Raw genomic sequence first — 26,476 nt, 5'->3', positions numbered from 1 at the left:
GCTGGAACGCGAGAACCGCGAGCTGCGCCAGGCGAACGAGATCCTTCGCAAGGCATCAGCGTATTTTGCGATGGCGGAGTTCGACCGCCGGTCGAAGTGATGGTGGCCGCCTTCCGGCGTATAGTCCACATCGACCCGGCCAGGCGGAACCTCGATCGACAGGCGGCCGGGGGTGCGGGGCGAGACCAGCCCTTCCTCGATCACCACGGCGGACAGACCGATGGTGGCCGCACCGCACATGGGCAGACAGCCCGACACCTCAACGGACAGGGCGGCGACGTCGCAATCCTCGCAATGCGCGGGATAGATGATCGCGCCGGACATGATGTCATGGCCGCGCGGCTCGAACATCAGGGCGGTGGGGATCCAGTCATGGTCTCGCCGGAGCAGGTCGCGGCGCTCAGGATCGGCAGGTGAGGCAGCAGTGGCGCACCGCCCGCGACGACCCGGACCGGGTTGCCGCAGGCGTGGCTGTCGATGCAGAAGAACGGTGCCGCATGGGTCAGATCGCCTTCCTTCGGTCCAACGCTCCGCGCGTCAGACGGTCCACCAGCACCGCCACGGCGACGATGGCAAGGCCCGCGCGCAGGCCAAGGCCCATCTCCATCCGCGTCAGGCCCCGTGTCACCTCGGCGCCCAGGCCGCCGGCGCCGACCAGGCCCGCCAGCACGACCATGGCCAGGGACAGCAGGATGCACTGGTTCAACCCGACCAGCAGCGTGGGCTTGGCGGCCGGAAGCTCGATCTTCCACAGGATGGTCGACGGTTTCGCGCCGATGGCCTGGCCCAGTTCCTTCAGGTCGGTCGGAACGCCCCGGAAGGCCAGCGTGGTCAGCCGCAGCATCGGCGGGATGCCATAGACGATGGTGGCGATGATCGCGGGCACCCGGCCCAGGCTGAAGATCATCACCGCCGGGATCAGATAGACCCAGGGCGGCACGGTCTGCATCACGTCCAGAACCGGGCGCAGCGCCCGTTCCACGGATGCGCGCCAGGCAGCCAGGATGCCCAGCGGAAAGGCGATGGCAACGGCGATGGCAACCGCCACCACCACCAGGGCGATGGTCTGCATCGAGGCCTGCCAAAGCCCCGCCAGCCAGCAGAAGCCCAGGCAGCAGAAGGCCAGGGCCGCCACCCGCAGGCCGGTCGCGAAGAAGGCCGCGATCACGACGATGGCAATGACGGCACCGGCGGGCAGGACCAGCAGGGCGGCCTCCAAGCCGCCCAGGATGGCCTCGATCAGGCGGGTGACAAGGGCGAAGAAGCCGTGGAAATTGGCGTTCAGCCAGTCGATCACGGGGGCCAGGACGGCGCCGGGATTGAAGTCCATCACGATCTCCTTGCTGCGGCCTGGGTCAGGCGGTCCAGAAGCATGGTCAGCACCACGATGGCGATCGAGGCGTTGATGGATGTCGCGATGTCCAGCGTGCGGATCGCGCCATAGATCGTCTCGCCCAGGCCGCCCGATCCGACGATCCCGGCGATGACAACCATGCCGAAGGCCATCATCAGGCTCTGGTTGATGCCCGCCATGATCGAGGGCACGGCGAAGGGCAGCCGGATCTTCCAGAACATCTGGCTGCTGCTGGCGCCCGTCGCATGGCCCAGTTCGATGAATTCATGCGGGGTCTGGCGGATGCCCAGACTGGTCAGCCGGATCGCGGGCGGCATGGCGACGATCACCGTCGCCACCAGGGCGGTGGCGGGGCCAAAGCCCATCAGCGCGATGGCGGGCAGCAGGTAGATATAGGGCGGCAGCGTCTGGATCAGGTCAAGCGCCGGGGTCAGCGCGCGGTCCAGGCGGGGCATCAGCCCGGCCAGCACCCCCAGGGGCACGCTGATCGCCAGGGCGATGACGCTGGCCGCGACCACCAGGGCCAGGGTCTGCATGGTTTCCGCCCACAGGCCCATCGCGGCGCAGACCAGCAGCGCCACCGCGCCGCCGACCCCGAAGCCCAGGGACAGCGCGCGCCAGCCGATCAGCCCCGCGACGATGGCGACGGCCCAGAAGGGCGGCAGCATCAGCAGCCACAGCACGGCGTCATACAGCCCCTCCAGCACGGCGCGGATGCCGTCGAAGACAAAGGCGGCGTGATCGGTCAGCCAGAACAGCGCGTTATCGACCACGGTGTCGAAGGTGGAGACAAAGCTTTCCATGGCGCCCCCTATGCCGCCGCGCGGGCGTCGGGCTCGCCCCGCACCCCCAGCAGCAGGTTGCGCGTGGTGACGACACCGACGACGGTGCCGCCATCCGCGATGGCGATGGCATCGCTGCCCGACCCGGTGATCGTGCCGATCAGCTCGTCGATATCAGCCTCGGGCGAGCAGCGCGGCAGGCCGTCCAGCGACAGGCCCGGCGCCTGGAAGCGCCATTGGTCGACCGGCATCATCACCGAATGCGCCTTGACGAGGTGCAGGCGGGAGATGCCAGCCACGAAATCGGCCACATACTGGTCGGCGGGATTCATCACGATCTCCTCGGCGGTGCCTTCCTGGATGATCACGCCGTCCTTCATGATGGCGATGCGGTCGCCGATGCGGATCGCCTCGTCCAGGTCATGGGTGATGAAGACGGCGGACTTGCCCAGATCCTTGGTCAATTGCCGGAACTCGTCCTGCAACTGCCGGCGGATCAGCGGGTCCAGGGCGCTGAAGGGTTCGTCCATCAGGATGATCTCGGGGTCGGCGGTCAGGGCGCGGGCCAGGCCGACGCGCTGCTGCATCCCGCCCGACAGTTCGCGCGGATAGCGGGTCTTCCAGTCCGACAGCCCGACCTTGGCCAACGCGGCCTCGGCGGCGCGGTTGCGGTCGTCGCGGGGCACGCCTTGCACCTCCAGCCCGAAGGCGGCGTTTTCCAGAACCGTGCGCTGCGGCAGCAGGGCGACCGACTGGAACACCATGCCGATATGGCGGGCGCGGGTCTCGCGCAGGGCGGCGGCGTCCAGGCGGGACAGGTCGCGGCCCTTGACGGTGACGGTGCCCAGGCTGGGTTCGATCAGACGGTTCAGCAACCGGATCAGGGTGGACTTGCCGGACCCCGACAGGCCCATGATGCAGAAGATCTCGCCCCGCCGCACCTGAAGCGTGGCATCTGATACGCCGACCACGCAGTTGTATTGTTGCAGGATCTCGCGCTTGGTGAGTCCGCGTTCGGCGATCGAGCGGATCGCCTCGCGCGAGCGGTCGCCGAAGACCTTCCAGACCGACTGGCAGTCGATCAGAACCTCTGTGCTTTCCATGTCTACCCTGTCGATTATCGTGCTGTTGGGGCGGCGCCCGGCAAAGGGGGCCGCCCGGCCTGGCGGGATCAGTAGGACTTGATGTTGCTCCAGCGGCCGATCAGGTCGCCGTGGGCGGCGATCCAGTCGGCGATGGCCTCGTCCATGGTCTTGCCGTCGTTCACCGCGCCGTTGATCGCGGTGATCTCCTCCTTGGGCACGAAGACGCTGGCGATGGCTTCGCGGGCCTCGGGGTTCTCCTCGGAAAAGCCCTTCTGGCCGATCCAGTAATAGCTTTGCGGCGGCGGGAAGGCGCCCTTGGGATCCTTCAGGAACTTGATGTCGAACTTCTGCGCCATCCAGGACGGTTCCCACAGGGTGACGGCGATCGGCTCGTTGCGGTCCACGGCCGACTTCAGCGCCGCGGTCATGGCGGCGGTCGAGCCCTCGACCAGTTGCAGCTTCAGCCCGTAGGCGTCGATGGCGTCGCCGGTTTCGCGCATGATGCCGGCGCCCGGCTCGATGCCGATGATCTTGCCGCCGAACGCATCGGCCCTGTCGTTCAGCTGGTCAAGCGAGTCGATGTCGACATAGGCCGGGACCGCGATCCCGTCGAACAGCCCGTGCGACACCGGAGAGATCTTTTCCAGACGGCGCTTGTTGCGGTCCCAGTAATCCTGCGCGACGTAATCGGTCTGGCTGGCCAGGATCTGCACATCGCCCTTGGCAAGCGCGGCATAGGCGATGCCCCATTCGGAAAACGGCGTGACCTCGACGGTATAGCCCTTGTCCTCCAGCACCTTCTTGGTGATGCCGGTGATGGGCGTCAGATCCTCCCAGGACATGGTTCCCATCCTGATGACCTTGTCCTGGGCCATCGCCGGGGCCGCCAGCCCAAGCGCCACGGCGCCTGCCAGCATCGCGTTGAAAATCCTGCGCATGGTATCCTCTCTGTCGGGCCAATCGTCGGCCGTGACCATCCGGCGCCGCGGATGCGGCGGCCTGGGTCGCGACGGCCCCGTTGGCGTGTTGTGATGACCGGAACCGACCTCCCAGTCCCGTCCGGCAGGTTATCCCCCATCGGTTGCCGCTGCGGCAAACGAGAATATCCTGCGGTCGCGCATTAGAATTTCTAGGCGTCTTCCGTCACGCCTTCAGCGACGCCAGCATGTGATCCACGAAAGCCGCGACCCCCGGACGGCGCAGGGATTTCTGGCGGCAGTTGAGGAAATTGCCGCGCCCGATGGTCAGCTGGCCGGGATGGGCCAGCACCAGCCGGCCTTCCGCGACAGGCGCGCGGATCATGTGCTGCCAGCCCAGCATCACGCCTTCGCCCGCAAGCGTCGCGGCCATCAGCAGGTTGACCTTGTTCGTGGACAGGCTGGATGGCGCCTTGGCCCAGGCCGCGCCCTGGGCCTGGAACCATTCCTTCCAGCCCAGCGGCTGCCAGCCGATGGCGTCCGCCGCCCAATGGCGGTCGTGCAGGTGCAGCAGGTTCACCCGGTTCAGGCTGTCCGCATCCTCGAAGGGGCCATGCGCCGCCAGGAAACCGGGCGTGCAGACCGGCTGGGCCACCTCGGGGAACAGGAAATGCAGTTCCTCGCCCACCTCGCAGCGTTCGTTGCCGCAGAGGATCGACAGATCCACCTCGGAATAGTTGCGCAGGGTGTCGTCGGCGTCGGATGCCAGCACCACGAAGCCGATCTCGGGGTGGACCCTGCGGAAGCTGTCGATCAGCGGCTTCAGCCAGAAGCTGGCCATGGCGTCGGTGGCGGAAATGGTGATGGTTTCCGGCCCGTCGTCGCCCGCGATGACCGATACGCCCGCGCTGATGCGGTCCAACCCCTCGCTGACGGCGGCGGCCAGGCTGATCCCTTCGGGTGTCAGTTCCAGGGTGTTGTGCTTGCGCAGGAACAGATCGACGCCAAGCGCCCGTTCCAGCAGCCGGATCTGCTGGCTGATCGCGCCCTGCGTCACGTTCAGTTCGCGCGCCGCCAGGGTAAAGCTCAGATGCTTGGCCGCCACCTCGAACGTCGCGAAGGATCCAAGCGAGGGCAGATAGCGGCGCTTGATAGGCGGCATGGCGGCGGATTCCCCCTGTGGCTGGGGGATCATTCTAGCCGGGCTTGCCATTCTTTCCAGCGCATATAGGCATTGGCGCCGATGGTGTCGAAGGGATGGGGCGGCAGGCGCAGGGGTTCGGCCTCGGACGTGAAGAAGGCGGTGATGTCGCTGGTCAGGCCCATGGCCAGTTCCGCCGCGCCGATGCCGGTCAGGGTGCCGCGCGCGGTGCCAAGCCCGTTCTGCACACAGGCCGCATACAGCCCCGGTTCCAGTTCCCGCATGACCGAGACGTTGTTGCGCGCCAGGCACAGGTGCCCGGACCAGGCATGTTCGAAGGGGATGCCCCGCAGCATCGGGAAACGGTCGTCGAACTTCTTGCGCATCGCGCGCACGGTGCGGGCCAGGTCGCCCGCGCTTGTCTGCATGTCGGGGCGATAGTATCCACCCTGCCGGATCACGATGCGGTGGCCGCCCTGCGCCGGGCCGATGCGGCGCACGGTGGTGCCCATCGGGTCGGCGGGCGTCGCGCCCCAGCATTCCTGCCCGCCAAGCGCGCGGATCGCGTCAGGCGGCAGTTCGGCGGTCATGCAGGCGTTCAGCATCACATGCATCAGCCGTCCGCGCTTGAAGCCGAAGCTTTCCAAGTGACCGTTGTTGGCAAGGATGATCTTGGGCGCGCGGATCTCGCCCCGCTCGGTCGTCAGGCTCCAGCCGTTGCCGCTTTCGATGCGCAGCACCGGCGAATTCTCGTAGATCCGCACCCCGTCCCGTTCCAGTCCGGCGGCCAGCCCCTGCACATAACCCGCCGGTTGCAGCATCGCCGTGCCGGGGGTGTAAAGCCCGCCCTGGTAATAGCCGGACCCGGTGATCTCGCGCATGGCCTGCGCGTCCAGCATCTCGTGCGGTTCGTCCAATTCGCGCAGATGGGCGGCATAGCTGGTGTTATGCTCGATCCCCGGTTTCGAGGCCGCCGCGTTGATCTTGCCGGTCCGCTGGAAATAGCCCGGCGGGATGGCATAGTCCTGCACCGCCTCGCCCGCGAAATCGATGGCGTGGCGGTTCAGCCGGGTCAACTGCCGGTCGTGGCTGTCGCCCGCGCCCGCGTAATCGCCCGAGGTCAATTCGTGCGGCAGATCGATCATGAAGCCGGAATTGCGCCCGGTGCCGCCTTCGGAGATCCGCGCGGCATCCAGGATGGCGATGTCCAGGCCGGGGTCGATCTGCTTCAGCCGTCGGGCGGCGGACAGGCCCGCGAAGCCGCCGCCGATGATGGCGATATCGCAGCCCGCCTGGCCCTCCAGCCGCGCGCGGGGCGCGGCCGGGGGCAGGATCGCGGCCCAACCGGCGGGGCCGTTGAAGACGGGCGTGCGGCTGGCGTCGTGCCGGGCCATCAGTCCACGCCTGCGTCCGAATGGTCGGTCAGGTCCAGCCAGATGGTCTTCAGCTGGGTATACTGGTCATGGGCATGGATGGAATTGTCCCGCCCGCCAAAGCCGGACTGCTTGTAGCCGCCGAAGGGGGTGGAAATGTCGCCCTCGCCGAAGCTGTTGACCGTCACCGTTCCCGCCCGCAGCATCCGCGCGCCCCGCAGCGCCCGCTTGCCGTTGGCGGTAAAGATCGACGCCGCCAGCCCGTATTCGGTGTCATTGGCGACGGCGATGGCTTCCTCGAAGCTGCCCACCTGGATCACGGTCAGGATCGGGCCGAAGATCTCCTCGACCGCCAGTTTCGAATCCCGCGCGGTCTGGACGATGGTCGGTTCGATGAAGCCCTTGGCGGGCGAGGTGCCGCCCAGCAGGATCTTTTCGGACTGCGCGGCGTCCAGATAGGCCGAAACCTTGCCGAAATGCGCGGGGCTGACCAGGGCGCCGACGCGGACCTGCGGATCCAGCGGATCGCCGACGATCCATTCGCGGGCATGGGCGGTGATCCGTTCCATCAGCCTGTCCTGGATGTCGCGATGCACGATCAGGCGGGATCCGGCGGAACAGTTCTGCCCCATGTTCCAGAAGGCGCCGTTGACGACATGGGCCGCCACCGCATCCAGATCCTCGGCGTCGTCCAGAACGATGCAGGGATTCTTGCCGCCCAGTTCCAGCACCACCTCTTTCAGGTTGCTGTCCGCCGAATAATGCAGGAAGCGGCGGCCCGTGACGGTGGACCCGGTGAAGCTCACCATGTCCACGTCCGGGTGGCGGCCCAGCGGCTCGCCCACATCGGCGCCCGATCCGGTCACGACGTTCAGCACGCCGCGCGGCAGCCCGGCCTCGGCGGCCAGTTCCGCCACCCGCAGCGCGGTCAGCGAGGTCTCGGCGGCGGGCTTGACCACGACCGAACAGCCCGAGGCCAAGGCCGGGCCGATCTTCCAGGCCAGCATCAGCAGCGGGAAGTTCCAGGGCAGCACCAGGCCCACGACGCCCACGGGTTCGCGCACGATCATGGCGATGTGGTTGTCCGATGCCGGGGCCACCTGGTCATAGATCTTGTCGATCAGCTCGGCGTGCCACTTGATGACGTGGATCGTTTCCGGCACGTCCACGGTTTCGCAGTCATAGATGGTCTTGCCCGCGTCGATGCTTTCCATCACCGCCAGTTCGCGCGCATTGCGTTCCAGCAGCTTGGCAAAGCGGATCAGGGTTTCCTTGCGTTCCGCCGGATGCAGGCGCGACCAGCGGCCATCCTCGAACGCCTCGCGCGCCTTCCCGACAGCCAGATCCACGTCCTCGGCCCCGCAGGCGGCGACCTCGGCCAGCGCCTCGCCGGTGGCGGGGTTGGTGGTGGTGAAAGTCTTGCCGGAAATCGCGGGGCGGAAGGTGCCGTCGATGAAGGCGTTCTGCGGCAGCGCCAGCGATGCGGCGATGGCCTTGTATTCCTCAATGGTCAGCAGATCGGTCATCTCAGTTCCCTTCCGTGATCGCGGCGACGGTGGTCTTCAGCGTGCGGATCACCTGTTCCAGCGCGCGCTTTTCGTCCTTGTTCAGCCCCTTCAGCGGCGGGCGCATCGGCCCGGCGCGCAGGCCCGAGACCTCGACCCCGTGCTTGACGCACTGGATGAACTTGCCGCCCTGTTCCAGCACGCGCATCAGGGGCAGCATCGCCGACATGATCCGGCGTCCCTTGTCGAAATCGCCCCGGACGGCGCAGGCTTCGTAAAGCGCGACATGTTCTTCCGGCAGGAAGTTCGACCCGGCGCAGATCCAGCTGCGCGCGCCCCAGGCGAAGAACTCCAGTGCCTGGTCGTCCATGCCGCAAGACAGCTGGATATGCGGATAGTCCCGCGCCAGCAGATGCACGCGGTTGATGTCGCCCGAGCTTTCCTTGATGCCGATGACGTTCCTGGACCGGCCCACCCGGTCCAGGAAGGTCGTCCCCATCTCGACCGACATGCGGCCCGGATAGTTGTACAGGATGATCGGCAGCCCGCAGGCGCGGTCGATGGCCAGCGCGTTTAGCGCGTTTTCCTGTTCGGTGGGCACCGAATAGGGCGGCGTGCCCAGAAGGATCGCGTCCGCGCCCATCTCTCGCGCGCCTTCAGCCAGGGCGATGCTGTCGGGGGTGCGCATCGCCCCCGTGCCGACGATGACCGGCAGACGGCCGTCCACGCGTTCGGTGATGAATCGCGCCAGGTCCAGCCGTTCCTCGACCGTCTCGGCATAGTTCTCGCCGGTCGATCCGCCCGAGATTAGACCGTGGACGCCCGCCGCGATCAGGCGTTCGATCAGGTCGGCAAGCGCATCGAGGTCAAAGGATCCATCCGCATGAAACGGCGTGATCAGCGGGGTGTAGATGCCTTCCAGCACCATCCGGGGGGTCATGCGGGCCTCCTGTTTGCGCAAGCGTGGTTGAGGCCACAGCTACGCCCTGCATGGCATTTCCCGCAAACGACAATATTCTGGGACGGCGCATTAGAAAAACTATGCAAGGAACCGGGACGGCAGCGCCGGATCCCCTGGCGATCAGGTCAGCGGCACCAGCCGCTTCGCCGCCGCGACGGTGCGGTCCAGCCAGTCGAATTCCAGCCGCCGCGTCGCCTGCATGTCGTCCCCATGGGGCAGCCAGTGTTCCAGGATCACGCTCATGTCGGGGTCGCGGTCCGACAGCGCGTCCAGAACCTCGGCCAGTTCGGCCCGGCCTTCGCCCAGGGGCGTGCCGTGGATGCGGAAGCCCACGCCATAGGGGTCGGGCGTGATCTGATAGTCCTTGAAATGCAGGTTTATGGCATAGGGTGCCAGCATCCGCACCGTCTCCATCGGCCATTCGCCCGCGCAGATGGAATTGGCCACGTCCAGGCAGACGCCCAAGGCATCATCCCCCACCGCGTCCAGCAGCTGCACCATGCGCGGCGAGGGATAGTTGAAGTGGTTCTCGATCGCGAAGCGCAGGCCCGCCGCCTTGCCGTCGGGCAGAAGCTCGCGCAGTTGCGCGGCCAGATCCGGCACCGGGATCAGCGCGTCCTCGGCGTCCAGGGCGACGCGCAGGATGGACGACCCGATCCGCTGGCCGATGGGAATGTAGCGCGCCAGTTCGTCGGCGTTGAAGCCCTGCGTGCCGAGTTCCAGCGTCATGCCATAGTCGTCGGCCCGCGCCTTCAACGCCCGGTGGTCGTCGGCCGACAGCCGGTCCAGCGGCAGGTTGTCGGCGTATTGCACCACCGACAAGCCGTGGCCGTGGGCGATCTCCAGCACCTCCATCGCCGTCATGGGCGTGGCGGGCTGCTTGTCCCTGATGCCGATGTTCCAGCGAAAGGCATAGCTGCCGAGGCCGAGTTTCATGGTGGCTCCCCCTAATGAAGAACGGCGCCGGTGTGCCCGGCGCCGGAATGACTCAGTGGATCAGCGAGCCGCCGTTCACATCGACCTCGGACCCGGTGACATAGGACGAGATGTCGGATGCCAGGAACAGCGCGCAGCCCGCGACCTCGTCGGCGGTGCCGGGGCGGCCCATGGGGATGCCGGCGTTGATGGTCACGCGCATCTCGTCGGTCAGCTTGCCCGCCGTGATGTCGGTGGCGATGAAGCCGGGGCAGATGGCGTTCACGCGCACGTTGTCGGGCGCCAGTTCGCGGGCCATCGCCTTGGTCAGGCCCAGCACGCCCGCCTTGGCCGCCGAATAATGCGGTCCGCCGAAGATGCCGCCGCCCCGCTGCGCGGAGACGGACGACATGTTGACGATCTTGCCGGATTTGTTCTCGCGCATGTGCGGGATCACGGCCTGGCTGCAATACAGGGTGCCGCGCAGGTTCACATCCAGCACGTCGTCATAGTTCTTCGGCCCGATCTCCATGATCTTCAGCGGCTGGGTGATGCCCGCGTTGTTGACCAGGATGTCGATGCGCCCCCACCGCTGGATCAGCGCATCGAAGGCGGCCTTCACGCTGTCCAGGTCGGTGACGTTGCAGGCCAAGCCGACATGGTTTTCGCCCAACCCAGCGGCGGCATCCCTGGCGGCGGCCTCGTCCAGATCCAGGATCGCGACGGTGGCGCCGTGGCGCGCGAACAGCCGCGCGGTGGCAAGGCCCAGGCCGCGTTTCGAGGCGGCGCCGGTGATGACGGCGAACTGGCCGTCGAGCAAAGCGGTAGTCATGGTTTCCTCCGTTGGATTGGTCAAAGCCAGCCGCGAATCTGGCGGATGATCGCGTCGGTCGAGATGCCATAGCGGTCGTGCAGCGACGGCAGCGCGCCCGCGTCAAGGAACTGGTCGGGCAGGCCGATCATGCGGAACCGCGGCGTGACGCCATGGGTCAGCAGCGTCCCCGCCACCGCCTCGCCCAGGCCGCCGACGACCGTGTGGTTTTCGGCGGTCACGACCAGGCGGCCGCCGCGTCCGGCCTCGGCCAGGATGGTCTGCACGTCCAAGGGCTTGATCGTCGGGCAATGCAGCACGGCGACCGAGGTGCCGTCCTTCTCCATCGCCACCGCCGCGTCCAGGGCGCGCATGGTCATGAAGCCGGACGAGACGATCAGCGCGTCCGTCCCGTCGCGCAGCAGCTTCGCCTTGCCCAGTTCGAACCTGTAATCCGGGCAGTGCCTGCGGATCACGGACGGCACGTTGCCGCGCAGCAGGCGCATGTAGACCGGGCCAGGATGGGCGGTGATGGCGGGCACGGCCTCGGCCACGTCGATGGCATCGCAGGGGTCCACGATGGTCAGGTTCGGCAGACCCCGGAAGATCGCCAGATCCTCGGTCGCCTGGTGGCTGGGACCGTATCCGGTGGTCAGGCCCGGCAGGGCGCAGACGATCTTGACCGGCAGGTATTCCTCGGCGATGGCCATGGCGATGAAGTCATAGGCGCGGCGGCTGGCAAAGACCGCATAGGTGGTGGCGAAGGGAATGAAACCCTCGCGCGCCATGCCTGCGGCAGCCGACACCATCACCTGTTCGGCCATGCCCATCTGATGGAAGCGGTCGGGGAAGGCTTTGGCAAAGACATGCAGGTCAGTGTATTTGGCAAGGTCCGCGGTCAGCCCAACGATGCGGTCGTTCTTGGTGGCCTCATCAACAAGCGCATGGCCGAAGGGCGCGGACACGGCGTCATAGCCCTCGGCCGCCAGCGAGGCGATCATGGCCGAGGTCTTACCCCCGCCGGTGCCGGGCTGGCGCGGTTCCCATTTGCGATGGGGATCATAGCGGTGCTGGATGGTCATGGGCGTCACTCCGGCCGGGTTTCGTCAAGGACCGTCAGGGCCTTCTGCCATTCGTCAGGCTCGACCCGGACGAAATGGGTGATCTCTCGCGTCTCAAGGAACGGCACGCCCTTGCACATCAGCGTGTCGCAGATGATGGCGCGGGGGCGGTCGTCCCCCAGGTTGCGGGCGGTGTCGAAGGCCGCGACAAGCGCGTCGATGTCGTTGCCGTCCACGCGCTGCACATGCCAACCGAAGGCCGCCCATTTGTCATGCACGGGTTCGCTGGACAGGGTTTCCGTCGATTTTCCGTCGGCCTGCTGGTCGTTGAAATCGACGATGCAGATCAGGTTGCCCAGCCGGTGATGGGCGGCGGCCATCGCGGCTTCCCAGGTGGACCCCTCGCCCAGTTCGCCGTCCGACATCAGGTTATAGACGAAGGCCGGGTTCTTCTTGGCCTTCAGCCCCATCGCCATGCCAACGCCGATGCCCAAGCCTTGGCCCAGGGATCCGCCGGTGATCTCCATCCCCGGCGTATAGGCGGCCATGCCCGACATGGGCAGGCGGCTATCGTCGGCGCCATAGGTTTCCAATTCGGCCTCGGGCAGGATCCCCGCCTCGATCAGCGCGGCATAAAGCGCGATGGCGTAATGGCCGATGGACAGCAGGAAGCGGTCGCGCCCTTCCCATTCGGGGTCGGCGGGGCGGAAGTTCAGCGCGTGGAAATAGGACACGGCCAGCACGTCCGCGACGCCAAGCGCCTGGCCGACATAGCCCTGGCCCTGGACCTCGCCCATGCGCACGGCCTTGCGGCGGATTTCCCAGGCACGGCGCGCCAGGCTCATGTTGGGGATGGCGGGTGCGGTTGCGCCGTTCATCGGCAGTCTCCTTCTGGTCGGCCCCGTCACAGGACGGGGGCGGTAAGACAGGGTTGGAAAGGATCGGCAGAGGTCAGTAGATGGTCAGCGCCGGGACATAGCTGACAAGCGCCAGAACGATCATCGACACCAGGAAGAACGGCCACAGTTCGCGCGTTGTCGCCCCCAGCGTGGTCTTGGCGATGGATGCGGATATGAACAGCGTGGTCCCGATGGGCGGGGTGTAAAGCCCGATCCCCAGGTTCAGCACCATCATCAGGCCCAGCTGCACCGGGTCCATGCCGATGCTGGCCGCCAAGGGAACGAAGATCGGTCCCAGCAGCAGGATCGCGGGCGGCAGGTCCAGGGGCATGCCGATGATCAGCAGCAGGATGTTCATCGACAGGATGATAAGGATCGGGTTCTGCACCGTTTCCGTGATCCAGACCGCGAACCGTTCCGGCACCTGGTCGAAGGTCAGGATCCAGCCCACCGCCGCGCTGCCCATGATGACCAGCATGACGACTCCGGTGGCCACGCCCGCCTCGATCAGGTTGTCCTGGAACCGGCTCCAGGTCATGTCGCGATACAGGAACACGCTCATCCCCAGGGCATAAACGACGGCCAGGACGGAAATCTCGGTCGGGGTGGCGATGCCGAAGCGCAGGCCCAGCAGGATCAGGATCGGCAGCAGCAGCGCAGGGCTGGACAGGACCGCCAGCCGCGCCAGTTCGCGCAATGATGCTGAATCGTCGGTCTGGGTGAACCCGCGCCGTCGGGCGATCCAGTTGCAGCACAAGACCAGCCCGATCGCCAGCAGCACGCCGGGCAGCAGCCCCGCCGTGAACAGATCCGCGATCGAGGTGCCCGAGACCAGCGAATACAGGATCAGCGGGATCGACGGCGGGATCAGGATGTCGATCACCGCCGAGGTCGAGTTGTTGGCCGCGCACAGCGCCGAGGGATATCCCTGCCGCTTCTGCCAGGGGATCAGCACGGACCCCAGGGCGCTGGCATTGGCGACCGCCGATCCCGACACGCCGCCGAAGACCACGGATGCCGCGACGGTCGTGGCCAGCGGCCCGCCCTTCCACCGCTGCATGACCTTGGACGCGAAGGCCAGCAACTCGTTGCCCAGCGTGCCGCCCAGCATCAGCGTGCCCGCCAGCATGAAGAAGGGCAGCGCCAGCATCGGGAAGGATTGCGTCTGCTGGTACAGTTGCTGGACCACGATGGACAGCGGCAGCCCGGCAAAGAAATAGATCGCGAAGGCCGAGGACAGGACCAGGGCGTGACCCACCGGCACCGCCAGAAGCATCAGCGCCGTGAAGGACAGAACAAGGGCAAGCGTCATTGGCCGGTCTCCTCGGGGTTGGGGATGGGCAGGGCCTCGGGGCCGATCCTGATCAGGCGCACGGTGATCGCCAGGGTGGCCAGGATCACCAGGGCGGCGCCCCCCGCCAGCGCGAAATAGCTGTAGGTCGCGGGCAGGCCCAGCACCGGGCTGAGGTCGATCCAGGACATGTTGCCGACCTGGAAGGCCACCACCATGACGATGGCATTGCCCAGGATCACGCAAAGCTGGGCCAGCACATAGACGGCCTGCTTGCCGCGACGGCCGAACATCTCGGGCAGGGCCTCGACCGCCATATGCGCGCCGCGCTGCGCGCCAAGGGCGATGCCCGCGACGATGAAGAAGGGAAACAGCCGTTCGGGCAGTTCCTGGGCGAAGGAAAGGCCGCTGCCCATCACGTAGCGGGCAACGACATTGGCGAACAGCAGCCCCAGCAGTGCTAGGCCCGAGATCATCAGGACCGTCCGCGTCACGAACGAGATGATCCAGTCCAGCCCGTCGGCCAGCCGCAGCAGGCGGCCGGGCGGGTGCGGGACATCGGTGCCCAGGTCGCGCTGCGGGTCTTCCCGATGATCGTTGGGCCGGGTCATGGATCAGGCCTTGGCCGCGTCGATCAACTGGCTGACGAAATCGCCGAAGGGCTTGGCCTTCCAGATTTCGGCCACGGGGGCGGCGGCGGTGCGGAAGGCGTCCTTGTCGACCTCGTTGATTTTCAGGTTTGCATCGGCGCTGAACTGGTCGAACAGCTTTTTCTCGCTGTCCCGGATCAGGCCGCGCTGCATCTGCGTGGCCGCATCCGCCGCCGCCTGGATCTGGCCCTTCTGGTCGTCGCTCAACTGCTGCCAGCGGATCTGCGAGATCAGGAAGGGCGATACCTCCCATTTATGGCCCGACAGGCTGATGAAGGGGTTCACCTCGTACAGCTTGGACGAGGCGATGTTGGTCAACGGGTTTTCCTGGCCGTCCACGACGCCCTGTTGCAGCGCGATGTACAGCTCGCCAAAGCTGATCTGCTCGGTGGCGGCGCCCAGGGTGGTGAAGATGTCGATGGTCATCGGATCGGGCGGCGTCCGGATGGTCAGCCCGGCCAGATCGGCGGGCGTGACGATCGGCTTTTTCGAATTGGTGATGTGGCGGATGCCGTTGTCCCACCAGCCCAGCGGAACCATGTTGACGGCGGCGAAACGCTCGGCCAGGGCGGCGCCGACGGGGCCTGCCAGAACCGCGAAGGCATCCTCCGACGTGTCGAACAGGAACGGCAGGCCAAGCGCGGCGATTTCCGGCACCAGGGCGGAACAGGAACCCTGGCTGTTCACGGTCATGTCCACCGCGCCGGTGCGCAGGCTGGTCAGCAGCGACTGTTCGTTGCCAAGCTGTTCGGCACCGGCCACGCGGACCGCGAATTCGCCGCCGGTGTTTTCCGCGACCAGGCGCCCGAATTCGTCGGCGGCGGTGCCGCGCGGGTTGCCGGGCGCGGCGTTGTGGCCCAGCGTCAGCGTGGTCGCGGCCTGCGCGCCGCGCGGATAGGCCAGGATCGCGGGCGCCGCCAGCAGGGCGGTCGCGCCCCGCAGCAGGGTCCGGCGGTTCAAGGTGGTGGTCATCGTATTTCCTCCCAGTGATGACAGGCCAGTATGGTGGGCATGACGGCCTCTGCCCCCGGCGGGCAGGCCGGGCCGCGACGCCTTTGCCAAGGCTCTCGTGCAGCCCCAGGGGGCTGTGCGGTGATCGGTCAGGATCGGCGGTCGGCCGGCGGGTCGCCCTTGACGGCGCGGCAAGCGCCCATGAACGCGACGGCGCGGATCTGCGGCATCGGACGGCCTCCCTTCTTTCGTCGTGTCGCGGATGGCGCCAGGGCGCCGTCCGGGCAAGCCCGCTCTCTCCTCAGGATCGGGACTGCAAGCGGATAGTCGCGCCGGGATGCCCCTGGGTCAAACGCGAAAAGCAGCCGTATTCATGAAATGAATTCACTTATCCCGGAACCCGGTCGGCACTGGACAGGGCCAGTTCGTCGCCCATCCAGGCCAGGAAGGCCTTGATTTTCGGAACGTTCTGTTTGGCCCGCAGCATCGAGATGCTGTGGCAGGCGATCCGGTGGCCGGAATCGGGAAAGATCCGCACCAGGCTGCCGGTCTGCACCTCTCGTTCCACCAGCAGATGGCTTTCCAGGCAGATCCCCTGCCCGTCCACGGCCGCGCTGATCGACATGAAGGATCGGTCGAATCGCGGCCCGCGATCCAGATCCAGTTCGACTCCGCCGTTCAGCCGCGCCCAGTCGGCCCATTTCAGCAGGTTCACCTCGGAATGGATCAGGGTCTGGTGGCGCAGCGCGGCGGGCGTTCGCAGGGGCGGGTCGGCGCGGGCCAGAAGGTCGGGCGAACACAGCGGCATCACCGCCTCGTCCGGCAGCGGCTGGGTGATCACCCCGCGCGAGGGCAGGACGCTGCCATAGCGGATGTCCACATCCACCAGCCCGGCCGCCAGATCCGCCGGATCGGTGGAGGCATAAAGCCGCACGTCGATGCTGCCGTGCTGGGCGCTGAACCGCGACAGGCGCGGCATCAGCCATTGCGCGGCGAAGCTGGGCACGGAATGGACCGTCAGGATGTCGGTCTTGCCGTGCCGTTCGATCTGCCGGGTCGCGGCCTCGATCATCGAGAACGCCTCGGAAACCTGCTGGAAATAGGCCTCTCCGGCGTCGGTCAGGGCGATGGTGCGGGTGTCGCGGTGAAACAGGCTAAGGCCGATGCCCTGTTCCAGAAAGCGGATCTGGTGGCTGATGGCCGATGCGGTGACGTGCAGCTCATGCGCCGCCGCCGTGAACGACCCGCGCCGGGCCGCCGCCTCGAAGGCTTGCAGGGACTTGAGCGAGGGGATGCGTCTCATTGCGCCATTCTAATGCGGCGGGCGGCATGAGGCCAATTCAAAAATCCGCCCCCGCATTTCATTTGAGTTCAGCAAACCCGCTTTCTAGCCTGCTGCCAGGGGACAAGGGGGAACGACATGGATCTGTCATTCGTGGGGCTGGGCGCGATGGGCACCCAGATGGCGCGCAACCTGATCGGGGCCGGGTTCGCGGTCCGGGGATATGATCCCCATCCGCCGGCATTGGAGCGGTTCGCCCGCAACGGTGGCCAGCCCGCCGCATCGGCGGCGGATGCCGCGCGGGGGACCGATGCGCTGATCCTGATGGTGGTCAACGCGGCGCAGGCCGAACAGGTGCTGTTCGACGACGGCGCCCTGGAGGCCCTGGTCCCCGGCGGAACCGTCGTGCTGATGGCGACCTGTCCCCCCGGTTCGGTCCGCGACCTGGCCGACCGGGTCCGGGCGTCCGGGCGCGGCTTCGTCGATGCGCCGGTCTCGGGCGGGGTCGCGGGGGCGCAGGCCGGGACGCTGACCATCATGGCCGCCGCCGATGCCGCGCTGTTCGACCGCATCCAGCCGGTGCTGCGCGCCATGGGCGACAAGATTTTTCATGTGGGAACCCAGCCCGGCCTGGGCGCGACGGTCAAGGTCGTGAACCAGCTTCTGTGCGGCGTCCACCTGGCCGTGGCGGCGGAGGGGCTGTCGCTGGCGTCCAGGGTCGGCGTGGATCCCCAGGTGATGCTGGACATCCTGGGGGGCTCCTCGGCGTCCAGCTGGATGCTGAAGGATCGCGGCCCGCGCATGATCCAGCCGGACCCCCAGGTGACAAGCGCGGTGGACATCTTCGTCAAGGATCTGGGCATCGTCCTGGACGCGGGCCGACAGGCCGGCGCGGCCCTGCCCCTGGCCGCCGCCGCCCACCAGATGTTCCTGGCCGCCACCGGGCGCGGCGACGGTCTGGCCGACGACAGCCAGGTGATCCGGTCCTATGACCTGCTGAACCGGGGCCGTTAGGGCGCCTGAACATTGCACCGCCGCGCGGCTTGGGCCACAGTCGCGCGCATGGATCTGCCGATTGCCCCCCTGACCCTGACCCCCGAGGAAGCCGAAGCGCTGACCGCGCTGTATCGCCGCGGCACGCCCGCCAACACGCTGCGGGCCTGGGAACGCGATCTGGCCTATATCGGGGCCTGGAAGCAGGCGGCCTTCGGCGCGCCGCTGGACTGGCCCGAGGCCGAATCCGTCGCGTTGCGGTTCCTGCTGGACCACGCCCAGGATCTGACCGACACGCCCGGCCCGGCGCGGGACGCGGCGCAGGCGCTGATCGCGGCGGGACTGCGGCGCAGCCTGGCCTGCCCGGCGCCCGCGACGCTGGACCGGCGCATCGCCAGCTGGCGGGCGTTCCACCGGATGAAGAACCTGCCCTCGCCCTTCGATGCGCCGCTGGTGTCGCAGACCCGCGGCCAGGCCCGGCGGGCGGCGGCGCGGCCGCGCGCGCGCAAGTCCGAAAACCCCATTACCCGCCCCGTGCTGGAGGCGATGCTGGCCACCTGCGACCACAGCCACCGGGGCCTGCGCGACCGCGCCGCGCTGATGCTGGGTTGGGCCTCGGGCGGGCGGCGGCGGTCGGAAATCGCCGCCCTGAACGTGGACGACATCGACAGCCGCGACTTCGACGCCTCCGGCCTGCTGCGGATCCGGCTGCTGACCACCAAGACCACCGGTCCCGACCTGGCCCCGCGCCTGCCGTTGAAGGGCCGCCCGGCCCGTGCCGTCATGGTCTGGATCGCGGCGGCGCGGCTTGCCTCCGGGCCGCTGTTCCGTCCCGTCAGCCTGTCCGACCGCGTCCTGCCCCGCCGCCTCGGCCCCGAGGGGATCCGCGATCTGGTCCGGCACCGGCTGGAACTGGCGGGCTATCCGGCCGACTTCGCCAGTGCCCATGGGCTGCGGTCGGGCTTCCTGACCCAGGCCGCCCTTGACGGCGCGCCGCTTCCCGCCGCCATGGCCCTGTCGCTGCATCGCAGTGCCGCGCAGGCGCAGCGCTACTATGCGGATGTCGAGATCGCCGACAACCCCGCGACCGACCTGCTGGAATAGGACCGCTCGGGCGATCTGGAAGCCCCCACCAGCGGCATGGCGCGCGGACAACGCGGCGACGGCGGAGACCCCCCTTAGGATCCCCCGACAGGCCACATCCGCGACCAGACGCCGTCGCGGCGGATCAGCGCGTGCTGGGCGGCGGCGGCAATGTGCAGGGCAAGGACCGCGATCAGGACGAAGGCCCCGGCGGCGTGGATCCCCTGGGCGATGTCGGCCAGGCGTTCGGATTTGGCAAGCCACGGTCCCGCGCCGAGCCGATCCAGCAGCTCGATGGGAAAGCCCCCGCTGCGGACGCGGACAAAGCCGCTGACCGGCATGACCACCAGCAGGACATACAGCAGCGCATGGGACAGGCCCGCCGCGCGGCGCTGCCAGCCGGGGACCGACACAGGCAGGGGCGGCGGCCGGTGGGTCAGGCGATAGGCGATCCGCGCCAGGATCACCGGCGCCAGCAAAACACCCGTGTTCTTGTGGAACAGGAACAGCGCGTCCTGAAGCGGCCGGGGGATCCCCTCGCGCGTCATGATCAGCCCCGCCGGAATCATCAGCAGCACGGCTGCGGCGGTGATCCAGTGCAGCCATCGGGCGGGCGGGCGATAGCCGGGCAGGCGTTCGATCATGGCGCTGATCCCCCTTGGCCCCAGCCTAGCAGAAAACGCGGATTTCGCACAGCCGATCCCGTGCGGCGGCGCTTGACGGATGGCGGGCTTGGCCTAGGCTTCGGACATGCGCGGCATCCATCCTTTCCGGCTGGCAGCATCGCGGCGGGGTCGCCCTGCCGGGACGGTTCCGGCGCAGATCGCCGCCACGGCCATAGGCGGGCTTGCCCTCATCGCGGCGTCGCGCGGGGTGCTGACGGGAAGCGCGGCGGGCACGGCGGCGGCGATGGCGGCCTTCCTGCTGGTCTGCGGGGCAGCCTTGGGCGCGATGCGGCGCGGCTATCCCCATGACCGGATCGGCGGCTGCAACGTGGTGACGCTGCTGCGCGCGGGTCTGGTCTGCGCGCTGCTGATGCCGCTGGTCGCGGGCAGACCGGCGGGATGGGCGGTGGCCGGGGTGGCCGGCCTGGCCCTGGTCCTGGACGGGCTGGACGGCCGCCTGGCCCGGCGCAGCGGCCTGGCGTCCCGCTTTGGTGCCCGCTTCGATATCGAGGTCGACGCCGCCCTGGCCCTGGTCCTGGCCCTGCATGTCATTGCCGGAACGGCGGTCGGGGCCGAGATCCTGGTCCTGGGCCTGACCCGCTACGCGTTCGAGGCGGCGGGCCTGGTCTGGCCCTGGCTGCGGGCGGATCTGCCCGACCGCCGCTGGCGCAAGGCGATCTGCGTGATCCAGATCGTCACGCTGATCCTGTTGCAGACCCCCCTGCCCCCGCGCGACCTGGCCATCGACCTGGCCCGGCTGGCGGCGGTGCTGCTGGCCGCGTCTTTCGCGGTGGATGTCGCCTGGCTCTACAGGCACCGCCCATGACCGCCCTTCGCCTGCTGGCCGCCGCGGCCGTGATCCATCTGGCCCTGGTGCTGCCCTCCGCGCCGATGCCTGCCGGGGATGCGCTGCTGCGGATCGCCCCGGAACTGCCGCTGGTCCTGCTGGCGCTGGCCTGCCTGGGACGGGTCGGCCGGGTGGCGATCGCGGCGGTGCTGGCGCTGCTGGCGGTGCAGAAGATCGCCGACCTGGCGATGACCGCCGCCCTGGGGCGGCCGTTCAACGCCCTGGCCGACATGACCCTGATCGGGTCGGGCCTGGACCTGCTGGCGGATGCGGCGGGACGCCCGGCGCTGTGGGCGGGATCGGTGGCAGCCGCCGTCGCGGCCGCAGCCGGTCTCTGGGCGCTGTGGCGGGCCTGCGGCGTCTGGTCCGGCGGACCGGTCCGGTCGCGCGGGCGGCTGGGTCTGGCCACGCTTGCCGCCCTGTCCCTGACCGCAGCCGGATCGGATCTGGGCTGGCACGGCAATGCCCCCTATGCCCGCGCCAAGGCCGCGCTGCTGCACCGGACCGCCCAGGATCTGCGCCAGATCCGGGCGCTTGCGGCGCGGGACGCCCTGGCGGGCGCCGACGGGCTGCTGAGCGCCATCGACCGCGACGTGCTGGTGATCTTCGTCGAAAGCTATGGCCGGGCCAGCTTCGACGTGCCGTTCCATGCCGAACGTCACCTGGACCGGCTGCGCCGCGCACAACGGCGGCTGGCGGATGCGGGGCTGGCGATGCGGTCGGGCTTTCTGGCGGCGCCGACGCGGGGCGGGCAAAGCTGGCTGTCCCACGCGACCTTCGCCAACGGGCTGTGGGTCGCCGACCAGGCCCGCTATGGCGCGGTGCTGGCCAGCGGCAGGCAGGGGCTGTTCCACCACGCCCGGCGGGCGGGATTTCGCACCGCGGCGGTGATGCCCGCCATCACCATGGCCTGGCCCGAGGCCGCGACGATGGGCTTTGACCGCATCCTCTCGGCGGACGACCTGGGCTATCGCGGGCGGCCCTTCAACTGGGTGACGATGCCCGACCAGTTCACGCTGGCCGCGACGGACCGGCTGCTGCGCCGGTCGGACGACCCGCGTCCGCTGTTCGCGCAGATCGCCCTGATCTCGTCCCACGCGCCCTGGGTGCCGGTGCCGCGCCTGCTGCCCTGGGACCGGGTGGAGGACGGACGGGTCTTCGACGCGATGGCGGCGGCAGGCGATCCGCCCCAGGCGGTCTGGCGCGACCGGGATCGGGTGCGCGCCGCCTATCGCGAGGCGGTGGATTACAGCCTGGAGACGGTGCTGGACTATGCCCTGATCCACGCCGCCGACCCGCCGCTGATGATCGTGCTGGGCGATCACCAGGCCGCGCCCTGGGTGGCGCAGGACGACAGCCCCGACGTGGCCATCCATCTGATCGGACCCGCCGCTCTGGTCGACCGCGCGGCGGATTGGGGCCTTGCCCCCGGCCTGATCCCGCCTGCGGGCAGCCCGGCCCTGCCCATGGACCGGATGCGCGACCTGATCCTGCGCGGCTTCGGCGGGCATGTCCCCCGCACCCAAGGGCCTTGCCGCCCCCGCCTTCGCGTCCCATGATAGACCGACATTGCGAACAGGAGTTTCCATGCCTCCGATCCCGATGACACGGCGCGGCCTGATCACGGCCGGGGCCGCGGGGCTTGCCCTGGGGGCGGCTGGCCTGCTGCGGCCCGCCGCCGCACAGGTGCCGGTCGCCCTGCAACTGTCCTGGCTGCATTCGGTTCAGTTCGCGGGCAGCTATATCGCGCAGAAGAACGGCTGGTGGCGCGACGCGGGGCTGGAGGTCGCGCTGCTGCAAGGCGGGCCGAACGCGCCGGTCGAACCGCCGGTGGTGGCAGGAACGGCCCTGGTCGGGATCTCGGCCGCCGACTATGCCGCCGCCGCCGTGGCCCAGGGCGCGCCGTTCAGGATCATCGGCGTGGCGATGCAGAAGAACCCCTTCGCCATCGCCTCGCTGCCCGACAACCCGGTCCGCGCGCCCGCCGACCTGCCGGGCAAGCGGATCGGCATGGCGGTGGCGAACACCCCGGTCCTTCAGGCGCTGTGCAGGCTGAACGGCATCGACATGGGCGCCATCCAGATCGTCCCAACCCAGTATTCCGCCCAGCCCCTGCTGGCCGGGCAGGTCGATTGCCTGCTGTGCTGGGAAACCGACCTGCCCGTGGCGATCGAGATGCAGGGCCTGGGCGCCGAAACTATGCTGCTGGCCGATCACGGCTATGTCCTGCATTCCCAGACCTATATCGCCACCGACGACAGCATCGCAAACCGCCGCGCCGACCTGGTCGCGCTGATGGCGGGCGAGGTGCGGGGCTGGGACGCCTGCCGCGCCGACACCGATGCGGCCGCCGAACTGACGGTCGGCATGTTCCCCGACGCCGGGCTGGATCTAAAGACCCAGAAGTTGCAGGCCCGCCGCCAGGTGCCGCTGATGTTTTCCGACCTGACCGACACCCAGGGCTTCGGCTGGTGGAGCGACGAGTCGGTCGAGGCGACGATCCGCACCCTGTCGCTGATGGGCCGGACGGTGACGCCCGACCTGTGGGATCGGTCGATCCTTGAAGACCTCCATGGCTGAGATCGCCTGCACCGGCGTCTCGAAGCTGTATGGCGACAGCATCCTGGCCGTGGACGGGATCGACCTGACCTTCGCCTCGGGCCGGACCACGGCGCTGCTGGGGCCGTCGGGCTGCGGCAAGTCCACCCTGCTGCGCCTGATCGCCGGGCTGGAGGAACCGACCGCAGGAACGGTCAGCATCGCGGGCGACCCCCCTGCCGCTTTGTGCCGCCGGGGCGGGCTGTCCATCGCCTTCCAGGATCCCTGCCTGCTGCCTTGGCTGACGGTGGCGCGCAATGTCGCGCTTGGCCGCAAGCTGGCGCGGCAGGCGCCCGATCCGCAGCGGGTGGACCAGTTGATCAACCTGGTGGGCTTGGGCGGTTTCCAGAACGCGCGCCCGGCGGCGCTGTCGGGCGGAATGCGGCAGCGCGCGGCCATCGCCCGCGCGCTGATCACCCGCCCCGAGGTCTTGCTGCTGGACGAGCCTTTCGGCGCGCTCGACGCGCTGACCCGCCGGCAACTGGCCCAGGATCTGCCGCCCTTGTGGCAGGAACAGGACGCCACCGCCCTGCTGGTCACGCATTCCGTGGACGAGGCGGTGATGCTGGCCGACCGCATCGTCGTGCTGTCGCCCCGCCCGGCCCGCGTGATCGCCGATCTGGCGGTGCCCCTGCCCCGCCCCCGCGACCCCGAGGCCCCGGCCTTCCGCCGCCTGGCGGGCGATGTCCTGGCGGTGTTGGCGCGGGGCGGCGAACAGGCGCAATCCCTGGCGGCGCAATGACCACCGCGTCCCGCTGGGCGGGACTGGCCGCCCTCCTGGCACTGTGGCAGGGGCTGGCGCTTGCCGGGGACGGCTGGCTGCTGGCAGGGCCGGTGCAGGTCGCGGAATGGCTGGGGTCGAACCCCGGCCTGACCGGCCGCGCCACCGCCGCGACGCTGGGCAATGCCGCCTGGGGCTTCCTGCTGGGCAACGGCGCCGCGATCGGGCTGGCAGGCATCGCCGCGCTGTGGCCCCGCGCGCTGAACCTGGTGGCGGGGCTGGCGCTTGTGGTCTTTTGCCTGCCGCTGATCGCTACCGGACCGATCCTGCGGGTGCTGATGGGACCGGGGGACGGGCCGCAGATCGTGCTGGCCGCGCTTGCCGTCTATTACACCACGCTGATCCCGCTGCTGGCGGGGCTGCGGGCGATGCCGCAGGCCTGGCTGGATCTGGTGCAAAGCTATGGCCGGGGCCGCTGGGCCGAACTGGTCCATGTCCGCGCCCGCGCCGCGCTGCCCTATCTGCTGGCGGGGCTGCAAATCTCGGCACCCGCCGCGATCCTGGGGGCGATGGTGGGCGAATTCACCGGGGCCGAGCGTGGGTTGGGCGTGCTGACGATCCGTTTCACCCGCGACCTGGACGTGCCGGCGCTGTGGGCGGCGGCGACCTTGGCGGCGGGGCTGTCGATGACCGTCTATGCCGGGATCGGCTGGCTGGGGCGGCGGGCGCTGTCCGATCCGCCGCCGGTCATCCTGGCCGCGCCTCGGCCGGTGCGGGGATCGCCCGCCCGCAAGGCCGCGCAGGCGGCGCTGCTGATCGGCGTCGTGCTGGTGCTGTGGTGGGCGGCGGTGGCAGGACTGAATCCGTTCTTCGCCCGCCGCCCCCCAGACGTGGCGGCGGCGCTGCTGTGGGCGCCGGACGCAGCCGCCACACGCGCGACGCTGGGGGCGGCAGTGGCGCAGACGGCAGGGCTGGCCCTGCCGGGATACGCGGCGGGGCTGGCGCTTGGCGCCGGGCTGGCGGTGCTGCTGGCGCTGCGGCCCGGCCTCGCGGCGCTGACGGTGCCGCTGGCCGTCGCGCTGCGGTCCATCCCCATCGTCACGACCGCGCCGCTGGTCGTGCTGTTGCTGGGCCGCGGGGCCACGGGCACCCTGACGCTGGTCGCATTGATGGTGTTCTTTCCCGCCTTCGTCGCCTGCCAGCAGGGACTGGCCCAGGCGCCCGGCCCGATCCTGGATCTGTTCCGCAGCCATGCGAGCGGACCGCTGCGCCAGATGCTGCATGTCCGCATCCCCGCCATGTTGCCCGCGCTGTTCGCCTCGGCCAGGATGACCGTGCCTGCCGCGATCCTGGCCGCCACCGTCATCGAATGGCTGGCGACCGGGCGGGGCCTGGGCAACCTGATGGCGCTGTCGGCGTCGGTTTCCGACTATGACATGCTGTGGCTGACGATGGTCGCGGCGACGCTGCTGTCCGCCCTGCTGTACTGGGCCGTCGCCTGGGCCGAGGGCCGGGTGCTGGCGGTCATGGCCCCCGAACAGGTGCGCCCATGACCCGGCCCTTGGCCTTCGCGGTGCCCGGCGACATCGCCACCCTGACCGGCGGCTTCATCTATGAACGCCGCCTGCTGGAGGGTCTGCGCCGGGCCGGCCACGATGTGCTGCACCTGGAATTGCCCGCGGGCTTTCCCGATCCCTCGCCCAGGCAGATGGCAACGGCGGTGGCGGCCCTGGCGGCGGTCGCGCCGGATCGCCCGCTGATCCTGGACGGGCTGGTCTTCGGCTCCATCGACACCGCCGGGCTGGCGCGGGTCCGCGCGCCGCTGGTGGCGATGATCCACCACCCGCTGGCGCAGGAAACCGGCCTGTCGCCCGCCCGCCGCGACCACCTGTTCCGCACCGAACGCGACAACCTGCGCCTGGCCCGGCATGTGCTGGTCCCCAGCCCGCACACCCGCCGGATCCTGACCGCCCGATATGGTGTGCCGCCCGACGCCATCACCGTGCTGCGCCCCGGCGTGGACCAACCCCGGCTGCCCCCCGCGCCCGCCGCGCCGCCCCTGATCCTGTCGGTCGGCATCCTGCATCCGCGCAAGGGCCACGATGTCCTGATCCGGGCGCTGTCGCTGCTGCCGGATCTGGACTGGCAGGCGGTGATCGTCGGCAATCCCTGGGACCGCGACCATGCCGCCGCCCTGGCGCGCCAGCGGGCCGCCAGCCCCGCCGCGCATCGGATCAGGCTGGCGGGCCGGGTCAGCGACGACGACCTTCAGGCGCTGTATGCCCGCGCCGCGATCTTCGCCCTGGCGACCTGGTACGAAGGCCACGGCATCGTCTTCGACGAGGCCCTGGTGCGCGGCCTGCCCATCGTCAGCTGCGACGCGGGCGCGGTGCCCGACACCGTGCCCCAAGCGGCGGGCCTGCTGGTCGCGCCGGGCGATGCCCAGGCCTTCGCGGCCGCGCTGCGGTCGCTGCTTCAGGCGCCCGGCAGGCGCAGGGCCATGGCCGGGGCGGCGCTTGCGGCGGGCGCGGGACTGCCCGGCTGGCAACAGATGGCCGACCGGGCCAGCCTTGTGCTGTCGCGGATCTGAG

25 protein-coding genes and 2 pseudogenes are annotated in these 26,476 nt (G+C 69.0%); 9 read left to right on the top strand and 18 right to left on the bottom strand.

Going from position 1 to position 26,476, the window contains the following annotated elements; all coding sequences use genetic code 11:
- Positions 1 to 159: 159 nt before the first annotated feature.
- From ACTJI6_RS07180 to gcvA, 17 genes and pseudogenes are all read right to left on the bottom strand, one after another.
- Positions 160 to 351, bottom strand: a pseudogene (locus tag ACTJI6_RS07180) (proline racemase family protein); the annotation flags it as partial.
- 151 nt (positions 352 to 502) lie between these two features.
- Positions 503 to 1,330 carry an ABC transporter permease gene (locus ACTJI6_RS07175; RefSeq protein WP_440799138.1) on the bottom strand — a complete coding sequence of 276 codons (828 nt, stop codon included), beginning with the start codon at positions 1,328 to 1,330 and terminating at the stop codon, positions 503 to 505.
- Positions 1,330 to 2,157, bottom strand: coding sequence for an ABC transporter permease (locus ACTJI6_RS07170; RefSeq protein WP_440799136.1), 828 nt, complete (start codon positions 2,155 to 2,157; stop codon positions 1,330 to 1,332). The genes ACTJI6_RS07175 and ACTJI6_RS07170 overlap by 1 nt, the downstream gene beginning before the upstream one ends.
- An 8-nt stretch (positions 2,158 to 2,165) precedes the next feature.
- Entirely contained in the window at positions 2,166 to 3,239 is a 1,074-nt protein-coding gene (locus tag ACTJI6_RS07165) for a quaternary amine ABC transporter ATP-binding protein (RefSeq protein WP_440799134.1), read from the bottom strand.
- Between the two features lie 68 nt (positions 3,240 to 3,307).
- Positions 3,308 to 4,159, bottom strand: a complete 852-nt coding sequence (locus ACTJI6_RS07160; protein WP_440799132.1) for a glycine betaine ABC transporter substrate-binding protein — start codon at positions 4,157 to 4,159, stop codon at positions 3,308 to 3,310.
- 205 nt (positions 4,160 to 4,364) lie between these two features.
- Entirely contained in the window at positions 4,365 to 5,300 is a 936-nt protein-coding gene (locus ACTJI6_RS07155; protein ID WP_440799130.1) for a LysR substrate-binding domain-containing protein, read from the bottom strand.
- A gap of 29 nt (positions 5,301 to 5,329) precedes the next feature.
- Entirely contained in the window at positions 5,330 to 6,673 is a 1,344-nt protein-coding gene (locus ACTJI6_RS07150; protein ID WP_440799128.1) for an NAD(P)/FAD-dependent oxidoreductase, read from the bottom strand.
- Entirely contained in the window at positions 6,673 to 8,178 is a 1,506-nt protein-coding gene (locus tag ACTJI6_RS07145; protein ID WP_440799126.1) for an aldehyde dehydrogenase, read from the bottom strand. The genes ACTJI6_RS07150 and ACTJI6_RS07145 overlap by 1 nt, the downstream gene beginning before the upstream one ends.
- Position 8,179: 1 nt before the next feature.
- Positions 8,180 to 9,097 (bottom strand): dihydrodipicolinate synthase family protein, encoded by a 918-nt coding sequence (locus tag ACTJI6_RS07140; protein WP_440799124.1) that lies wholly within the window; start codon positions 9,095 to 9,097, stop codon positions 8,180 to 8,182.
- Positions 9,098 to 9,238: 141 nt separating this feature from the next.
- Positions 9,239 to 10,054 carry a sugar phosphate isomerase/epimerase family protein gene (locus tag ACTJI6_RS07135; protein WP_440799122.1) on the bottom strand — a complete coding sequence of 272 codons (816 nt, stop codon included), beginning with the start codon at positions 10,052 to 10,054 and terminating at the stop codon, positions 9,239 to 9,241.
- Positions 10,055 to 10,106: 52 nt separating this feature from the next.
- On the bottom strand, positions 10,107 to 10,865 hold the full coding sequence (locus tag ACTJI6_RS07130; protein WP_440799120.1) for an SDR family NAD(P)-dependent oxidoreductase: 759 nt from the start codon (positions 10,863 to 10,865) through the stop codon (positions 10,107 to 10,109).
- Between the two features lie 20 nt (positions 10,866 to 10,885).
- Positions 10,886 to 11,926 carry a transketolase family protein gene (locus ACTJI6_RS07125; protein ID WP_440799118.1) on the bottom strand — a complete coding sequence of 347 codons (1,041 nt, stop codon included), beginning with the start codon at positions 11,924 to 11,926 and terminating at the stop codon, positions 10,886 to 10,888.
- A 5-nt stretch (positions 11,927 to 11,931) separates the two neighbouring features.
- Complete coding sequence (locus ACTJI6_RS07120; RefSeq protein ID WP_440799116.1) at positions 11,932 to 12,783, bottom strand: transketolase; 852 nt, start codon at positions 12,781 to 12,783, stop codon at positions 11,932 to 11,934.
- A gap of 73 nt (positions 12,784 to 12,856) precedes the next feature.
- Entirely contained in the window at positions 12,857 to 14,116 is a 1,260-nt protein-coding gene (locus ACTJI6_RS07115) for a TRAP transporter large permease (protein ID WP_440799114.1), read from the bottom strand.
- A complete protein-coding gene (locus ACTJI6_RS07110; RefSeq protein WP_440799112.1) occupies positions 14,113 to 14,706 on the bottom strand; it encodes a TRAP transporter small permease in 594 nt (197 codons plus the stop codon). The genes ACTJI6_RS07115 and ACTJI6_RS07110 overlap by 4 nt, the downstream gene beginning before the upstream one ends.
- A gap of 3 nt (positions 14,707 to 14,709) precedes the next feature.
- Positions 14,710 to 15,717 carry a TRAP transporter substrate-binding protein gene (locus tag ACTJI6_RS07105; protein WP_440799110.1) on the bottom strand — a complete coding sequence of 336 codons (1,008 nt, stop codon included), beginning with the start codon at positions 15,715 to 15,717 and terminating at the stop codon, positions 14,710 to 14,712.
- A 367-nt stretch (positions 15,718 to 16,084) separates the two neighbouring features.
- Complete coding sequence (gene gcvA, locus ACTJI6_RS07100; protein ID WP_440799108.1) at positions 16,085 to 16,999, bottom strand: transcriptional regulator GcvA; 915 nt, start codon at positions 16,997 to 16,999, stop codon at positions 16,085 to 16,087.
- A gap of 108 nt (positions 17,000 to 17,107) precedes the next feature.
- Between gcvA and ACTJI6_RS07095 the strand changes: the two are divergent.
- The 3 genes and pseudogenes from ACTJI6_RS07095 to ACTJI6_RS07085 form a co-directional block, all read left to right on the top strand.
- Positions 17,108 to 17,584, top strand: a pseudogene (locus ACTJI6_RS07095) (NAD(P)-dependent oxidoreductase); the annotation flags it as partial.
- Entirely contained in the window at positions 17,570 to 17,992 is a 423-nt protein-coding gene (locus ACTJI6_RS07090; protein WP_440799149.1) for an NAD(P)-dependent oxidoreductase, read from the top strand. The pseudogene ACTJI6_RS07095 and the gene ACTJI6_RS07090, both read left to right, overlap by 15 nt.
- Before the next feature lie 48 nt (positions 17,993 to 18,040).
- A complete protein-coding gene (locus ACTJI6_RS07085) occupies positions 18,041 to 19,075 on the top strand; it encodes a tyrosine-type recombinase/integrase (protein WP_440799106.1) in 1,035 nt (344 codons plus the stop codon).
- A 74-nt stretch (positions 19,076 to 19,149) separates the two neighbouring features.
- On the opposite strand, the gene ACTJI6_RS07080 is transcribed toward ACTJI6_RS07085, so the two are convergent.
- Positions 19,150 to 19,698, bottom strand: a complete 549-nt coding sequence (locus ACTJI6_RS07080) for a cytochrome b (protein WP_440799104.1) — start codon at positions 19,696 to 19,698, stop codon at positions 19,150 to 19,152.
- Between the two features lie 106 nt (positions 19,699 to 19,804).
- On the opposite strand from ACTJI6_RS07080, the gene ACTJI6_RS07075 reads away from it, so the two are divergent.
- Genes ACTJI6_RS07075 through ACTJI6_RS07050 form a run of 6 tightly spaced genes read left to right on the top strand, consistent with a single transcriptional unit; the run spans position 19,805 to position 26,475 of the window.
- On the top strand, positions 19,805 to 20,545 hold the full coding sequence (locus ACTJI6_RS07075) for a CDP-alcohol phosphatidyltransferase family protein (RefSeq protein WP_440799102.1): 741 nt from the start codon (positions 19,805 to 19,807) through the stop codon (positions 20,543 to 20,545).
- Positions 20,542 to 22,125, top strand: a complete 1,584-nt coding sequence (locus ACTJI6_RS07070) for a sulfatase-like hydrolase/transferase (protein ID WP_440799100.1) — start codon at positions 20,542 to 20,544, stop codon at positions 22,123 to 22,125. Before ACTJI6_RS07075 ends, ACTJI6_RS07070 begins: the two co-directional genes overlap by 4 nt.
- Before the next feature lie 28 nt (positions 22,126 to 22,153).
- Entirely contained in the window at positions 22,154 to 23,146 is a 993-nt protein-coding gene (locus tag ACTJI6_RS07065; protein WP_440799098.1) for an ABC transporter substrate-binding protein, read from the top strand.
- Positions 23,139 to 23,906 (top strand): ABC transporter ATP-binding protein, encoded by a 768-nt coding sequence (locus ACTJI6_RS07060; RefSeq protein ID WP_440799096.1) that lies wholly within the window; start codon positions 23,139 to 23,141, stop codon positions 23,904 to 23,906. Before ACTJI6_RS07065 ends, ACTJI6_RS07060 begins: the two co-directional genes overlap by 8 nt.
- A complete protein-coding gene (locus ACTJI6_RS07055; protein WP_440799094.1) occupies positions 23,903 to 25,438 on the top strand; it encodes an ABC transporter permease in 1,536 nt (511 codons plus the stop codon). Before ACTJI6_RS07060 ends, ACTJI6_RS07055 begins: the two co-directional genes overlap by 4 nt.
- Positions 25,435 to 26,475, top strand: a complete 1,041-nt coding sequence (locus tag ACTJI6_RS07050; RefSeq protein WP_440799092.1) for a glycosyltransferase family 4 protein — start codon at positions 25,435 to 25,437, stop codon at positions 26,473 to 26,475. Before ACTJI6_RS07055 ends, ACTJI6_RS07050 begins: the two co-directional genes overlap by 4 nt.
- The last annotated feature ends 1 nt before the right edge of the window (position 26,476 follow it).

It is taken from the genome of Paracoccus sp. 22332 (assembly GCF_052045125.1).
Taxonomy (GTDB): Bacteria; Pseudomonadota; Alphaproteobacteria; order Rhodobacterales; family Rhodobacteraceae; genus Paracoccus; species Paracoccus haematequi_A.
The sequence above is the reverse complement of the archived record's forward strand: the minus strand, read 5'-3'. Positions and strand labels throughout refer to the sequence as shown.